Annotated in this window: 15 protein-coding genes and 1 pseudogene; 14 read left to right on the forward strand and 2 right to left on the reverse strand. The window is 68.2% G+C overall.

The features are described 5' to 3' along the window. The 5 genes from WAS25_RS14375 to WAS25_RS14395 form a co-directional block, all read left to right on the forward strand. Window positions 1–1017, forward strand: a 1017-nt coding sequence (locus tag WAS25_RS14375) for a beta-ketoacyl-ACP synthase (protein WP_422313306.1), incomplete at its 5' end; no start/stop codon positions are given. Then, the gene (locus tag WAS25_RS14380) at window positions 1014–1439 is read left to right on the forward strand and encodes a 3-hydroxylacyl-ACP dehydratase (protein ID WP_422313308.1); all 426 of its coding nucleotides are present in this window, start codon (window positions 1014–1016) and stop codon (window positions 1437–1439) included. The genes WAS25_RS14375 and WAS25_RS14380, both read left to right, overlap by 4 nt. Then, window positions 1436–2182, forward strand: a complete 747-nt coding sequence (gene fabG / locus WAS25_RS14385; protein ID WP_422313310.1) for a 3-oxoacyl-ACP reductase FabG — start codon at window positions 1436–1438, stop codon at window positions 2180–2182. Before WAS25_RS14380 ends, fabG begins: the two co-directional genes overlap by 4 nt. Next, complete coding sequence (locus tag WAS25_RS14390) at window positions 2182–3408, forward strand: beta-ketoacyl-ACP synthase (RefSeq protein ID WP_422313312.1); 1227 nt, start codon at window positions 2182–2184, stop codon at window positions 3406–3408. Before fabG ends, WAS25_RS14390 begins: the two co-directional genes overlap by 1 nt. A gap of 109 nt (window positions 3409–3517) precedes the next feature. Further along, window positions 3518–5377 carry an aspartate ammonia-lyase gene (locus tag WAS25_RS14395; RefSeq protein WP_422313314.1) on the forward strand — a complete coding sequence of 620 codons (1860 nt, stop codon included), beginning with the start codon at window positions 3518–3520 and terminating at the stop codon, window positions 5375–5377. Window positions 5378–5383: 6 nt separating this feature from the next. Here WAS25_RS14395 and WAS25_RS14400 read toward each other — a convergent pair whose 3' ends face one another. Continuing rightward, a complete protein-coding gene (locus WAS25_RS14400) occupies window positions 5384–5773 on the reverse strand; it encodes a hypothetical protein (protein WP_422313316.1) in 390 nt (129 codons plus the stop codon). 1084 nt (window positions 5774–6857) lie between these two features. Here WAS25_RS14400 and WAS25_RS14405 point away from each other — a divergent pair. From WAS25_RS14405 to WAS25_RS14425, 5 genes are all read left to right on the forward strand, one after another. Next, complete coding sequence (locus WAS25_RS14405) at window positions 6858–7367, forward strand: hypothetical protein (protein ID WP_422313318.1); 510 nt, start codon at window positions 6858–6860, stop codon at window positions 7365–7367. 131 nt (window positions 7368–7498) lie between these two features. Beyond that, window positions 7499–9037, forward strand: coding sequence for an acyl-CoA carboxylase subunit beta (locus tag WAS25_RS14410; protein WP_422313320.1), 1539 nt, complete (start codon window positions 7499–7501; stop codon window positions 9035–9037). 48 nt (window positions 9038–9085) lie between these two features. After that, window positions 9086–9688, forward strand: a complete 603-nt coding sequence (locus WAS25_RS14415; RefSeq protein WP_422313322.1) for a hypothetical protein — start codon at window positions 9086–9088, stop codon at window positions 9686–9688. 10 nt (window positions 9689–9698) lie between these two features. Next, the gene (locus WAS25_RS14420) at window positions 9699–10313 is read left to right on the forward strand and encodes a tetratricopeptide repeat protein (protein WP_422313324.1); all 615 of its coding nucleotides are present in this window, start codon (window positions 9699–9701) and stop codon (window positions 10311–10313) included. A gap of 50 nt (window positions 10314–10363) precedes the next feature. Next, a complete protein-coding gene (locus tag WAS25_RS14425; RefSeq protein ID WP_422313326.1) occupies window positions 10364–11239 on the forward strand; it encodes a CPBP family intramembrane glutamic endopeptidase in 876 nt (291 codons plus the stop codon). On the opposite strand, the gene WAS25_RS14430 is transcribed toward WAS25_RS14425, so the two are convergent. Further along, window positions 11205–11717 carry a GNAT family N-acetyltransferase gene (locus tag WAS25_RS14430; protein ID WP_422313328.1) on the reverse strand — a complete coding sequence of 171 codons (513 nt, stop codon included), beginning with the start codon at window positions 11715–11717 and terminating at the stop codon, window positions 11205–11207. The two genes, WAS25_RS14425 and WAS25_RS14430, sit on opposite strands and share 35 nt — an antisense overlap. Window positions 11718–11807: 90 nt before the next feature. Here WAS25_RS14430 and WAS25_RS14435 point away from each other — a divergent pair, with 90 nt between their 5' ends. From WAS25_RS14435 to WAS25_RS14450, 4 genes and pseudogenes are all read left to right on the forward strand, one after another. Next, window positions 11808–12626, forward strand: coding sequence for an MBL fold metallo-hydrolase (locus WAS25_RS14435; protein ID WP_422313330.1), 819 nt, complete (start codon window positions 11808–11810; stop codon window positions 12624–12626). Between the two features lie 8 nt (window positions 12627–12634). Continuing rightward, the gene (locus tag WAS25_RS14440; protein WP_422313332.1) at window positions 12635–13318 is read left to right on the forward strand and encodes a LolA family protein; all 684 of its coding nucleotides are present in this window, start codon (window positions 12635–12637) and stop codon (window positions 13316–13318) included. 29 nt (window positions 13319–13347) lie between these two features. Next, window positions 13348–13959 (forward strand): FHA domain-containing protein, encoded by a 612-nt coding sequence (locus WAS25_RS14445; protein ID WP_422313334.1) that lies wholly within the window; start codon window positions 13348–13350, stop codon window positions 13957–13959. Window positions 13960–13973: 14 nt separating this feature from the next. Further along, a pseudogene (locus tag WAS25_RS14450) lies at window positions 13974–14254 on the forward strand (hypothetical protein); the annotation flags it as partial.

Consider the following 14254-nt stretch of genomic DNA (forward strand, 5'->3'; position numbering starts at 1 on the left):
CTCCCCACCCGCTTCGCCGCCGACGACTCGCGCACCACGCGGCTGCTGCTGGCGGCCCTGGAGGAGATCCGGGCCGAGGTGGACCGCGAGATCGGCCGCCACGGGCGGCACCGGGTCGGTGTGGTGCTGGGCACCAGCACCTCGGGCATCGAGGCCTCCGAGCGGGCCATGGCCCACCAGCTGGCCCAGGGCGTGTTCCCACCGGAATTCCACTACCGGCAGCAGGAGATCGGCCGCCTGGCCCCCTTCCTCGCTGAGCAGCTGGGCCTCACGGGTCCCGCCCTGACCGTGTCCACCGCCTGCACCTCCAGTGGCAAGGCCCTCGTCACCGCCCGCAACCTGATGCGCATGGGGCTCTGTGACGCCGTGATCACCGGGGGCTCCGATTCCCTCTGCAGGCTGACCCTCAACGGCTTTGCCTCCCTGGAATCCGCCACAGCCGACCTCTGCAACCCCCTGAGCCGGAACCGCTGCGGCATCAACGTGGGCGAGGCCGCCGTGCTGTTCCTCCTCCGCCGGGAGCCCGCCGAGGTGGCCCTGCTCGGGGCCGGGGCCTCCAGCGATGCCCACCACATCTCCTCGCCCGAACCCTCGGGCCGCGGAGCGGAGGCGGCCATGCGCGCCGCCCTGACCGAGGCCAGGCTGCCCCCCGAGGGGATCGGCTACCTCAACCTCCACGCCACGGCCACGCCGAAGAACGACGAGATGGAGAGCCTCGCCACGACCCGCGTGTTCCCTGACGGCGTGCCCTGCAGCGGGACGAAACCCCTCACGGGCCACACGCTGGGGGCCTCGGCTGCTACGGAGCTGGCCTTCTGCTGGCTCAGCCTGCACCCGCGCTGGAACCCCGAGCGGCGGCTGCCGCCGCACCGCTGGGATGGCGAGGCGGATCCGGCGCTGCCAGCACTCAGGCTCACCACCGAGGCCAGCCGACTGGATGGCCCCCGGGTCTGCCTGTCCAACGCCTTCGCCTTCGGCGGCAACAACCTCAGCCTGATCATCGGGGCGACGCCATGAGCCCGGTGCCGCAGGTCACGGACCTGATCCTCCACCGGGGTCCCTCGGTGCTTCTGGACCGCATCCTGGACGTGTCCACCACCCGCTGCCTTGCTTCAGTGCGCCTGGAGGCCGGGGCCTGGTACCTGCAGGCGGATGGCACCGTCCCCTCCTGGGTGGGCCTGGAGTGGATGGCCCAGGCCGCCGCGGCCTTCAGCGGCCACCGCCACCGTGAAGCGGGCCGAGAGCCCCGCATCGGCTTCCTGCTGGGCACCCGCGCCTACGAAGCCCTGGTCCCCAGCTTCCCGCTGGGAGCCGACCTGGAGGTGGAAGCGGAAGTGCTCTTCCTGGACGATTCCGGCCCCGGCGCCTTCACATGTGAGGTTCGCCACAAAGGCGAAACCCTTGCCCGTGCTAGGTTGAAGGCGATCGAAACCCCATGACCGCCACTCCCTCCATCCTCTCCAGACAGGTCCTCGTCACCGGCGCCAGCGGCCGCCTGGGCCGGGCCATCGCCCTCCGTCTGGCCTCGGACGGCTTCCACGTCACGGCGCACTGCCACCACCGGGTGGACGAGGCCCGGGCGCTGTGCGAAGCCATCACGGCCGCGGGCGGCAGCGCGGACTGGCTCGCCTTCGATGTGGCGAATCGCGAGGAGGCCCAGGAGCAGCTTGAGGCCCGGGTGGCCACCCAGGGCCCCTACTACGGCATCGTCTGCAACGCGGGCATCACCCGGGACGGCGCCTTCCCCGCCCTCAGCGGCGAGGACTGGGACCAGGTGCTCGGCGTCGGGCTGGACGGCTTCTTCAACGTGGTGCACCCCCTGATCCTCCCCATGATCAAGACCCGCAAGGGCGGCCGCATCGTCTGCATCTCCAGCGTCTCGGGCGTGGTGGGGAACCGGGGCCAGGTGAACTACAGCGCCGCGAAGGCCGGCCTCATCGGGGCCGCCAAGGCCCTGGCGGTGGAGGTCGCCAGCCGCGGCATCACCGTCAACTGTGTCGCGCCCGGTCTCATTGAATCCGAAATGGTGGATGAGACCGTGCTGGAGCGGGCCCTCCAGGCCATCCCCATGGACCGCGTGGGCCAGCCCGAGGACGTGGCCGCCGCCGTGGCCTTCCTGTGCTCGGACGGGGCCAGCTACATCACGCGCCAGGTGCTCGGCGTGAACGGCGGGCTGGTCTGATGCGTCGCGTGGTCGTGACCGGCATGGGCGGCGTCACGCCCCTTGGGGACAGCTGGGAGGCCATCGGCCCCGCCATGGAGGCCGGCCGCAGCGGCGTGAAGACCATGGCCGCCTGGGACCAGTACCCCGAGATCCAGACCCGCCTCGGTGTCCCCATCGAGCACTTCGACGTGCCGGAGCACTACCCCCGCAAGATGGTCCGCTCCATGGGCCGCGTGGCCCTGCTGGGGGTGCGCGCCACCGAGCTGGCCCTGGCCGATGCCGGCCTCCTGGGCGATCCCATCCTGCGCAGCGGCCACACCGGCGTGGCCTACGGCTCCTCCTTCGGCAGCGTGGAGCCCATGGTGGCCCTGGGCAAGAGCCTCGCCGTGGGCCGCATCAGCGGCATCGGCGCCACCGGCTACATCCAGGCCATGAGCCACACCGCCGCCGTGAACATCGGCGTGTTCTTCGGCCTCACGGGCCGGGTCATTCCCACCAGCACGGCCTGCACCTCCAGCAGCCAGGCCATCGGCTACGCCTACGAGTCCATCCAGCAGGGCAAACAGACTGTGATGATCGCCGGCGGCTGCGACGAGCTCACCATCTACACGGCCGCCGTCTTCGACACGCTGTATGCCACCAGCCTCAAGAACGACACCCCGGAGGCCACCCCGCGCCCCTTCGACGTGGACCGCGATGGCCTCGTGGTGGGCGAGGGCGGCTGCACCCTCATCCTCGAAGACCGGGACCACGCCCTGGCCCGCGGTGCCCGGATTTACGCCGAGGTGCTGGGCTTCGGCACCAACTCCGATGGTGCCCACATCACCCAGCCCCAGAAGGAGACCATGGCCGAGACCATCCGCCTGGCCCTGGCCGATGCGAACCTGCGGCCCGAGGAGGTTGATTGGGTCAACGCCCATGGCACCGCCACGGAGCACGGCGACATCGCCGAGAGCCACGCGACCTTCGAGGTCTTCCAGCGCCCCATCCCCATCGTCTCGTTCAAGAGCTACTTCGGCCACCCGCTGGGCGCCTGCGGCTCCATCGAGGCCTGGGTGGGCATCCACATGACCCTGGCCAAGCGCATCGCCCCCACTCTGAACCTGGTGCACCCCGACCCTCGTTGCGCCGAGCTGGACTACATCCAGGCCGCTCCCCGCAGCCTGGACGCCGCCTGCTTCGTGAGCAACAACTTCGCCTTCGGGGGCATCAACACGGCCCTCATCTTCCGCTGTCCCGCCTGAACCTTGACGAACTGACGGAAATCAGGGCTCCGCGGCGCATTCGTGACCGAATCATCGGCAGGCTCACTACCATGGCTGGTGGCCTGTACTGGGGCCGGAGGTGTCTTCCATGGATGCGATCACGTCTGTCCTGCGCCGCTGCGAGATCTTCTCCGGTCTCTCCGACGCGGACCTCAGCCTCATCGCCCGGGCCGCTCGGCGCCGGGAGGCCCCGGCGGGGACGGCCCTCTTCTCCCAGGGCGAACCGCGCCGAGGCGCCACGGTCATCGCCGAGGGCCGCGTGGAGATCCTCCGCGACAACGGGGACGGTCCCGAACCCGTTGTGATCCTGGGTCCCGGGGACGTGGCGGGCGAACAGTCCTTCCTGGCCGTGAGCACCCACACCGCCAGTGGCGTGGCCCTCACGCCCGTGGTGCTCCTCGACCTCGACCGCGAAACGGTCCTCGCCAACCTGAGCCAGGACGGCACTGCCGCCATCGCCGTGCTCAGCAAGGTCGCCAGCGTCCTGCACCAGCGCCTGCTCTACTCGGCCACGCCGCGCACCGGCCGCGAGCAGGCCTATGCCAGCGGCCGCACCCGCCGGGAATCCGACCTCATCGGCCCCATGGACGTGCCCGAGGACGCCCTCTTCGGCGTGCAGACCCTGCGCGCCGTGCACAACTTCCCCATCACCGGCACGCCCACCAGCCACTTCCCCGCCATGATCCGGGCCCTGGCCATGGTCAAGCAGGGCGCCGCTCGGGCCAACGCCCGCTTGGGCCTGCTGGACCCCGCCATCGCCGAGGCCATCGATCGCGCCTGCCAGGAGATCATCGACGGCCACTGGCACGGCCACTTCCCCACGGACATGGTGCAGGGCGGCGCCGGCACCTCCACCAACATGAACGCCAACGAGGTCATCGCCAACCGGGCCCTGGAGCTGCTGGGCCACAAGCGCGGCGAGTACGCCTTCTGCCATCCCAACGACCACGTGAACCTGGGCCAGAGCACCAACGACGTCTATCCCACGGCCCTGCGCCTCACCACGATCTTCATGCTGAAGAGCCTCCTGGAGGCCATGGACCGCCTGAAGTCCGCCCTGCACGCCAAGGGCAAGGAATTCTCCACCGTGATCAAGATGGGCCGCACCCAGCTGCAGGATGCCGTGCCCATGACCCTGGGCCAGGAGTTCGAGGCCTACGCGGTCACCACGGGTGAAGACATCCAGCGCCTGCGGGAGACCGCCCGGCTGTTCCTGGAAGTCAACATGGGCGGCACAGCCATCGGCACGGGCATTTGCGCCGATCCCCGCTATCCCGAAGTGGTGGTGGAGGAGCTGCGGAAGGTCACAGGCCTGGACATCGTGCTGGCGGAAAACCTGGTGGAGGCGACGCCGGATACCGGCGCCTTCGTCATGTTCTCCGGCGTGGTCAAGCGCGCGGCCGTGAAGCTCAGCAAGATGTGCAACGACCTGCGCCTGCTCAGCAGCGGCCCCCGCTGCGGCTTCGGCGAGCTCAACCTGCCCGCCATGCAGCCCGGTAGCAGCATCATGCCCGGCAAGGTGAACCCCGTGATCCCCGAGGTGGTGAACCAGGTGGCCTTCTCGGTCATCGGCAACGACCTCACTATCACCCTGGCCGCCGAGGCGGGCCAGCTCCAGCTCAACGTCATGGAGCCCGTCCTCGCATACGCCCTTGCCACCAGCATGCGCACCCTCACGGCGGCCGTGAACGTGCTCACCACCAAGTGCATCGTGGGCATCACCGCCAACCGTGAGCGCTGCCTGGACCTGGTGGAGCACAGCATCGGCATCGTCACCGCCGTCATGCCCGCCATCGGCTACAAGCGCGCCACGGAGGTGGCCAAGGAGGCCCTGGAGACCGGCATCCCCGTGCGAGAGCTCATTCTCCGCAAGGGCTGGCTGACCCCCGCCGAGCTGGACGAGGCCTTCAGCCTCGAGGCCATGACCCAACCCCGGCCCATCCGCTGACTCGCCTCAAGGAGGCAGATCCAGGCGGAACGGCTTGGGTCGGCTTCCGATGATGGCCAGACGCACGCAGGGCCTGCTTTCGGGAGCCACCTCCAGCTCCAGGAGTGACGAACTGCCTGCGTCCAGCTCGGCCGCCGAGTGGAATGGTAAGGCCTTGTCCGTCCGGGTTCGCCTCTGGCACTTGAGGACATGGCGACCAGGAGGAAGCCACAGGGCCAGCGCCTCTCCCTCCCAGAACTCCGCCACTGGCGCACCATCAATCGAGATGAGCAGGCTCCAGGCCGGTAAGCCCCGGTCCCGCACGATTCGGACCTCCTGGGTGCCCTCCCGCTTGGCGAGCAGGCCGGGTTGGGCAACCCGCCCAGGGTCAACGCAGGGCGCCTTCTCGAACGGCATGGCTGTGGAGACCTTCTCGTTGCGACTCTCATAAATCAGATAATCAAGCCCCATTGCGAGCCCACTACAGCCCAGGGACGCGGCAAGGAGGACAAGACTAAGCAGGGAACGGCGCTGGGGTTCTTCAATCAGGGAGAACATCATGTCTGCCTCGCGGGCTGGGGAGTACCCCTACATGTGTTGGGGGTTCGGCTGGACGGCAGCTTCAAGACACCAGGATCGCCCTGGACCGGGGCCGGTCTGCCGGTGTGGCGGACACCTTCCCGGGTATGCCCCGGGGCTTTGGCTCCAGACGAATCAGACGGGGCCAATCACCCGTGATGGCCAAGCGAATACAAGGCACGGTCTCCGAGGGGGCCCCCTCCAGTTCCAGCACGGCTGGACTTCCTGGGAACGAATCGGTCATGGGCTGAAGTGGTACTGCTTTGTCCGCACGAGTCCGCCTGTGGCACACCATGGGGTGGTGCCCCGAAGGAAGCCATAGGGCGAGCGCCTCTCCCTCCCAGAACTCCGCCACGGGCGCACCATCGATCGTGAGGAGCAGGCTCCAGGCGGGGAAGCCCCGGTCCCGCACGAACCGGACCTCCCGGGCGCCCTCCCGCTGGACGAGCAGGCCGGGTTGGGCCACCCGCCCATGGTCCACCCAGGGCGCTCTCTCAAACGGAACGGGGGTTGAGCTCTTCTCGCTACGTCCCGAGTGATGCAGCCCCTCCAGTGCGGCTCGCACCACCAGCTCACAACCCATGCTCGCGCCGAGCAGGAGCAGGCTTGGCAAAACGCTACCCAGGGATCGGTCGACCAAGTGGAACGCCATACTGGCTCCATGGCATGTTCAGGGATCCATACAAGTGTAGGATGATTGGCTAGGTGCTCCCGGATCTGACCTGAGGACAGGTTGGGGCCCTCCCCGGGAGCCTCCATGCCCCGATTTGTGGTTTTGCTCACTGCCCTCTGCCTGGCTGCCGGGGCCCAGCAGCCGCCTCAGCCAGCAACAGGGCCCACGCCCCCGCCGCCCACCCTTGCACCGACTGCCCCGTCTTTCTCCCCTCCGCCCGCGAGTGCCGCACTCCTTGACGATGGCCAATTGGATCCCCGCTGGTTCGAAGCTGAAATCGCCTTCAGCCAAGACAATGAGGTGGACTACTTCTGGTGCAAGCCGGGGCTGGACCTCACCGGTCACACCCTGCTCCTGAAGGACTGGGAGGCCCCGGTCATGCTTCACGCTGATCGGGGGCCCCACGACAAAGCCCGGGCCGTGGAAATCACAAATCTCTTCCCGGACATGTTGTGGGGGGGATTGTCCGGAGTGCTCTATGGAAAAGTCGCCGTGAGCGGAACCGTGGGCGACCTGGCCCTGGTGGGACGCTTCGTGGATGTGGGCGCAGGCTCCACAAAGGCGCGCCTGGTTCAGGTCTTCGGTTCCGGCGAAAGCGCCACCTGGGACCTTAAAATCGTCGATGTCCAGACGGGTGAGCTCCTCCTGGCAGCCCATCACCGGGTCTGCACCAAGGGCGTGGGGAATACGCTCCGGGACAGGCTCAAGGCCTGGTCGGTCACCTTCGGCAACCGCCTATTGACCCGAACCGTGAAGTAGGGCCGGACGTCCGCCTTGCTGCCAGGGGGTGGGCACCGTTGTGATCGAAGCTGATCCCGATCCTCCCGGCTGGGATAAACTGGCCTCCGATCCCCCTGACATCACCTTTGGGTTTTGCCCCTGGAGTCCCCATGTCCCTCGAGAAGAAGATCGAGCTGTTGAAGGCAAAGCACGCCCAGGCCCTGGCCGGGGGTGGCGAAGCCCGGGTGCAGAAGCAGCATGAGGGGGGCAAGCTCACGGCCCGAGAGCGGGTGGCGGCCTTCCTGGACGAGGGCTCCTTCGAGGAGATGGACGCCCTCATGGTCCACCGCAACTGGGGCGTGGAGAAGATCCCCGGCGACGGCGTGGTCACCGGCTTCGGCCGAGTGGACGGCCGCCCCGTGGCCATCTTCGCCCAGGACTTCACGGTGTTCGGCGGCTCCCTGTCGGAGGCCTACGCCAAGAAGATCTGCAAGGTGATGGACCTGGCCATGAAGGTGGGCTGCCCCGTCATCGGGCTCAACGACAGCGGCGGGGCCCGCATCCAGGAGGGCGTGGTGAGCCTCGGCGGCTACGCCGACATCTTCCTGCGCAACACCCTGGCCAGCGGCGTCATCCCCCAGATCAGCCTCATCATGGGCCCCTGCGCCGGTGGCGCGGTCTACAGCCCCGCGATCACCGACTTCATCACCATGGTGAAGGGCACCAGCTACATGTTCGTGACCGGCCCCGATGTCATCAAGGCCGTCACGCACGAAGAGGTCACCAAGGAGGAGCTCGGCGGCGCCTCCACCCATAGCGCCAAGAGCGGCGTGGCCCACTTCGTGTGCCAGAGCGACCTGGCGGCCCTAGCCCACACCCGTGAGCTGCTCTCCTTCCTACCCAGCAACAACCTGGGTGAGGCCCCACGCAGGGCACCAAAATCACCCATGCCCCTGGAGAACCCCGATCTCGACAAGATCGTGCCGGACGACGCCAGCAAGCCCTACGACATCCGCGACATTATCAAGGGCGTGGTGGATGACGCCCACTTCTTCGAGGTGCACGAGGCCTTCGCGCCCAACCTCGTCGTGGGCTTCGCCCGCATCGAGGGCCGCAGCATCGGCATCGTGGCCAACCAGCCGGCCTTCTACGCCGGCGTGCTGGACATCGCCTCCAGCGAGAAAGGCGCCCGGTTCGTGCGCTTCTGCGACGCCTTCAACATCCCCCTCATCACCTTCGAGGACGTGCCGGGCTTCCTGCCGGGCGTCACTCAGGAGCACGGCGGCATCATCCGCCACGGCGCCAAGCTGCTCTTCGCCTTCTGCGAGGCCACGGTGCCGAAGATCACCGTCATCACCCGCAAGGCCTACGGCGGCGCCTACTGCGTGATGGCCAGCAAGCACATCCGCACGGACTTCAACTTCGCCTACCCCACCGCCGAGATCGCGGTGATGGGCGCAGAAGGGGCCATGAACGTGCTGCACGGCAAGTCCATCGCCATCGCCCCCGACCCCATCGCCAAGAAGGCCGAGTTGGTCGCCGAGTACAACGAGAAGTTCGCGAACCCCTACATCGCCGCCGAGTTCGGATTCATCGACGAAGTGATCCTGCCCCGTGAGACCCGCCTGAAGCTGGTGAAGGCCCTCGCCTTCCTCGAGACCAAGCGCGACAGCATGCCTCCCAAGAAGCACGGGAACATTCCCCTGTAGGACACCCCCGGGCAGCGGTAGGATGCGGGAGCCAACCCCGGAGTGTTCATGCGCCACCTTGCCTGCTGCCTGCTGGCCCTTCCCCTGCTCGCCCAGGGTCTCGACGAAGCCACCTTCAAGGGCGACCCCAAGAAGCTGGCCGGCAGTTGCGCCGACCGGGCCCGCCTGCTCCGACCCAAGGACGGGAAGATGCTGGCCGAGTACGGGCGGGCCTTCTTGGCCGCAGGCGAGCGCGCCAAGGCCGAGGAGTGCTTCATGGCGGCCCGGATCGACAAGGCCCGGGACGCCGACGTCCACCGCCTGATCGCCATGGCCTGGCTGCGCGCGGGGCAGCGCACCGAAGCCCTGAAGGCCATCGCCGACATGCAGGTGGCCGATCCCAAGGACCGGAACGCCTTCACCCGGGCCGCTGTGAACCTGCAGGACGGGGGCCTCGCCAAGGAGGCGGACAGCCTCATGGAGCGGGCCTGGATCCTGGATCCCTCGGACTGGCAGAACTGCGTGGCCTTCGGCCGCAGCTGCCTGCGCAAGGCCCGTCGGGACGCCGCCGCGAAGTGGTTCGCCCGGGCCAGCCAGGCCAAGCCCCAGGAGGAGCGGATGTGGAACGCCATCGCCCTCGCCTACGCTGACCACGGCGCTGAGCCCATCTAGGAGCCCATCCATGCGATCTGTCCTGTTCACCCTCGTTGCCCTCTCCCTCGCCGCCCAGGCGCCCGCTCCGGCCGTCTTCGACGAGGCCTTCTTCAATGGCGACCGCCGCGTGATCCTGCAGGGCTGCGCCGACAAGGCCCGATCCCTCAAGCCCAAGGACGCGAAGTACCTCGCTGAGTGCGGCCGGGCCTACCTGGCGGCCCTGGACAAGCCCAAGGCGGAGGCGGCCTTCAAGGAGGCCGAGGTCCGGGAGGCCAAGGATGGCCAGGTGCTGCGGCTCATTGCGCAGGCCTGGCTGAAGCACGGCTACAAGACCGAGGCCCTGGAAGGCTACGAGAAGATCGTCCAGCGCGATCCCAAGAACAAGGACGCCATCACCCAGGCCGGCGTGGATCTCGCGGAAGTGGGTCTGGTGAACGAGGCCGAGCGCTACATGGGGGTGTTGGCCACCCTGGAGAAGGGTGACTGGGAGCGCTTCCTGTTGTTCGGGCGCGCCCTGCTGGTGGCCGGGCAGCGCAAGAAGGCGGCCTTCTGGTTCGCCCGCGCCGCGGCCCTGAAACCCAACGAGGAGAAGCTGTTCCTCGAGATCTCCCGCACCTTCGCCGAGACCCAGAGCGTGATGTAGGGCTCAACCCGACTGGGTCAGGACCGTAGCCCGGTCTTCCAGGAGAATGCATGCCCAAGTGGCTTACCAAGTGCTTCATCAACAAGCAGGGTGTGGTCCGCAGCGGCTGGAAGGTACTGGGGTTCTTCCTGGTTCTCATGGTGCTGGGCGGGATCCTTGTGGGTCTGAGGCGCATCGGCCTGCGGCATGGCCTTGGCATCTGGATGGGCGTTTTGCTGGTTTCCCTGGCGAGCTACATCTGCGTGCGCATCGAAGGGCGTTCTTTCTCCAGCCTGGGGCTCCTCCCTGGACGGCGCTGGCTGCTCGAGTGCCTTGCGGGCACCCTTGGGGGTATCCTCCTGATCCTTCTGACGGCGCTCCTGGTGCAGGGCCTGAACGGTTTCCACTGGGTGCGCGCGGCAGACGTGGGAGCTCGTCAACTCCTGTACGCAGCCTGGATGTTCCTGGGTGTGGCCTTCAACGAGGAGATCATGTCCCGGGGCTACCCCTTCCAGCGCCTCGTCGAGGGCGCGGGTCCCTGGGTGGGCCAGCTGGTCTTCGCGGCGATCTTCGCGCTGGGGCACTGGGGCAACCCTGGCATGCACGGCGCCACCAAGGCCTGGGCCACCCTGAACATCGGCCTGGCGGCGATCCTGCTGGGCTTCTGCTACCTGCGGACCCGCAGCCTGGCCCTGCCCATCGGCGTGCACCTCGGCTGGAACTGGGCCCAAGGCAGCCTGCTCGGCTTCGGCGTCAGCGGCACCACGGACATCAAGGGCTTCTGGTCGCCCGTCTTCCACGGCCGCCCCGAGTGGCTCACTGGCGGCGCCTTCGGCCTGGAGGCCAGCCTGCCCTGCGCCCTCGTGTGCGGGGCAGTGATCCTGCTGCTATGGCGCTGGAAGGGTTCGGCTCCTACCGGCGATGCTTCCACTGCTTCGGCGTCTTGATGCCGGCCCCCATCACTAGGCGCATCTCGCTGGTGGGGACGAAGCCCATGCGCTGGTAGAGGCCCTCGGCTTCGAGGCTCGCGTGCAGCTCCACGATCTCGAGGCCCAGGTCTCGGGCCAGGTCCAGGGCCGCGTCTGTGAGACGGGCGGCCAGGCCCCGGCGACGGTGGGAGGGCTCGGTGTATACATTGAACAGGTAGCCCCGCACAGATAGGGGTGTCACCGGCGTCGGCAGCGTGTCCTTCATGAGCATCAGCACGCTGGCGACGATGCGGCCCTGCTCCTCCAGCACCAGGCCCCGGCACTGTCCCGTCACCAGCCAGCCCCGCAGCTGATTCCGGAAGGCCTCCGCCATGCGCTTGAGGGCCTCCTCCGAACCCATCTCCATGTCGCGGAACATGGCGACGCGGTGGGCCACGTGGGTCTCGAGGTCGGCGGGCTTGGAGGGGCGCAGGGTGGGGGTCGGCGTCGGGCTCATGCGAACAGTGTAGGCCGTTGCGGCCCTTTGATTCGAGCCTTTCCATACCGCACATCTCTGGAATCTGCCGGTAAATTCCCGCGGGCAGCCGTGGGCGTCTGGGTTGGTCCCCAGGCGGTATCCTGGGCCATGCACTACGCGGCGCTCGCCTCTGGTTCCAAGGGGAACTGCCATGTCCTGTCTATGGGCGGGCAGACGCTGCTCATCGACGCGGGCATCTCGCTGCGCCAGATCCGGCAGCGCCTGGACGGACTGGGCCTGCAGGGCGGCGAGGTCCGGGCCCTGGCCCTGACCCATGAGCACTCCGATCACGTGGGGGCCCTGGGCGTCATCCTCCGCCGCACGGATTGGGCCATCCTCGCCACTCCGGAGACTCGGCGAGCCGCAGAGTGGGTCCAGGGCGTCCAGATTCCCCGCGAGCGCTGGATCGAGCTGGACGCGGGCCGGGCCCTAGACTGGGAGGGCTGGCGCGTCCTGCCCTTTGCCCTGCCCCATGATGCCGCCGACCCCGTGGCTTTCCGTGTCGAGGCCGGCGGCACCGCCTGCGCCGTGGTCACGGACCTGGGGCACCCCACGGCCCTGGTGGCCGACCACCTGCAGGACCTGGATCTGCTGGTGCTGGAGGCCAACCATGACGTGGACATGCTCCGCGAGGGCGACTACCCGCCCCAGCTCAAGGCCCGCATCCTGAGCCGGGTGGGCCACCTCAGCAATGCCGCCATGGCCGAGTTGCTGGCCCGGGTCTGCTCACCCCGTCTGCAGGCCCTCGTCCTCGCCCACCTCAGCGAGTCCAACAACCATCCCGACCTGGCCCGCTTCGCGGCGGATGAGGTCCTGCGCGGCACCTCCGTCGCCCTTCACGTGGCCCACCAGCGGGAACCCCTGAGCCTGTCCGCCGCACCCGCCTGAGAGCCCCCATGTTCCGACCTGCCCTCGCCCTGCTCCTGCTCGCTTTCGTCGGCCCCCTGGCCGGCCAGGCCCCGCCCCCCTTGAAGGATGTGGTGGAGCGCTTCGACGCCGCGCAGGCCCAGGCCCAGACTCTGCAGTGTCCCTTCACCCTCACCCTGCGCCGGGCCCTGCTGAAAACCCCTTCGGTCACCAAGGGCACCATGTATCTCCAGGGTTCCGATTTCGCCCACTTCGCCTTCCAGCCCCCCGAAGACCTCATCCTGCACCTCACCCCCAAGGCCCTCATCTCTTACAGCCCCGAGGCCCGCGAGGGCGAGCTCATGAAGATCGGGATCATCAAGAACTCCGACCGCAAGTTCCTGGGTCTGGGGCAGAAGCTCAGCTACCTCTCCGACTACTTCCAGATCTCGCTGAGCGAGGCCAAGGACAGTCCCAACACCTGGTTCCTGGCCCTCGCCCCCCGCACCCTGTCCCTGCGCAAGCGGATGCAGGCCCTGAACCTCTGGGTGGACAAGGAAACCTGGCTGCCGCGCCAGATCCAGTGGATCGAGCGCAGCGGCGATTCCTGGTTCCTGGAACTGGGCCCGCTGAGGATCAACCAGGCCCTGCCGGCCGGGGTCACTGGGTTCAAGCTGCCGGAGGGCGTCCCCCTGCGCAGTGAATTCAGCTTCTTCGCCACACGCAAGAAGTAGGTACACTTCAACAGCTTCACGGGGGCTCGATGATTGTGGTGTGCCCGGCCTGCCAGGCCCGCTTCCAGTACGACGACAGTCGCTTCGGGACTGTCCGGAGCAAGCGGTTCAAGTGCCCCAAGTGCAGCCATGTCTTCGAAGTCGCCAACCCCGCCCTCGCTGCGCCCCTGGACGGCACCCTCGCCCATCCCATGCCGGCCTTCATGCCTGATGCCGAGCCCACGCCCCCGACCCCCCTTCCTGCCGCCCGCACCACTGCCAAGCGGGATCGCGAAGCCATGCTGGTGGCCGCCGGCCTCCACGTGCCGGGCATGCCCCCGGGCCTGAAGTTCACCCTCGCCTTCCTCACGGGCCCTCACGCCTCCACTGTGCAGGGGCTCGAGCAGCCCCAGATCGTCATCGGCCGTGAGGAGGGTGATGTCATCACGCGGGATCCCGAGACCTCCCGCCGGCACGCCCTGCTGGAAATCCACCGGGACGGCACCGTGTGGATCAGCGATCAGCAGTCCACCAATGGCACCCTGGTGAACGGCGAGCGCATCACGGGCCCCGTCCAGCTCGTCAGCCAGCAGGAGTTCACCTGCGGGAACAGCACCTTCATGCTGCTGGTGCGCAACACAGAAGAATTCTCGCTGCACTGACCTCGAAAGAACCCATGACCACCGATCCCTACGCGCCCTACCTCCGCCAGGCGGATGATCTCTTCGCCCAGGGGGAGGTCGTCAAGGCCGGACAGATCTGGCAGGCCATCCTCAAGCAGCAGCCCACCCACCTGGAAGCCCGGGAGCACCTGCTGGCCGTGAAGCAACACCTTCTGGCCCTCCGGGAGGCCGAGGCCGCCGCCCAGGCCGCACCACCCGAGCCCGAGTCCAGACCGACGGCTGTGGCAGCCCCGGAGCCACCGCCCGCTCCCGAGCCCGCTCCGGCCCCCATGCC

Origin of the sequence: Geothrix sp., assembly GCF_049292215.1 — a bacterium.
In the GTDB taxonomy this organism is placed as follows: Bacteria; Acidobacteriota; Holophagae; order Holophagales; family Holophagaceae; genus Geothrix.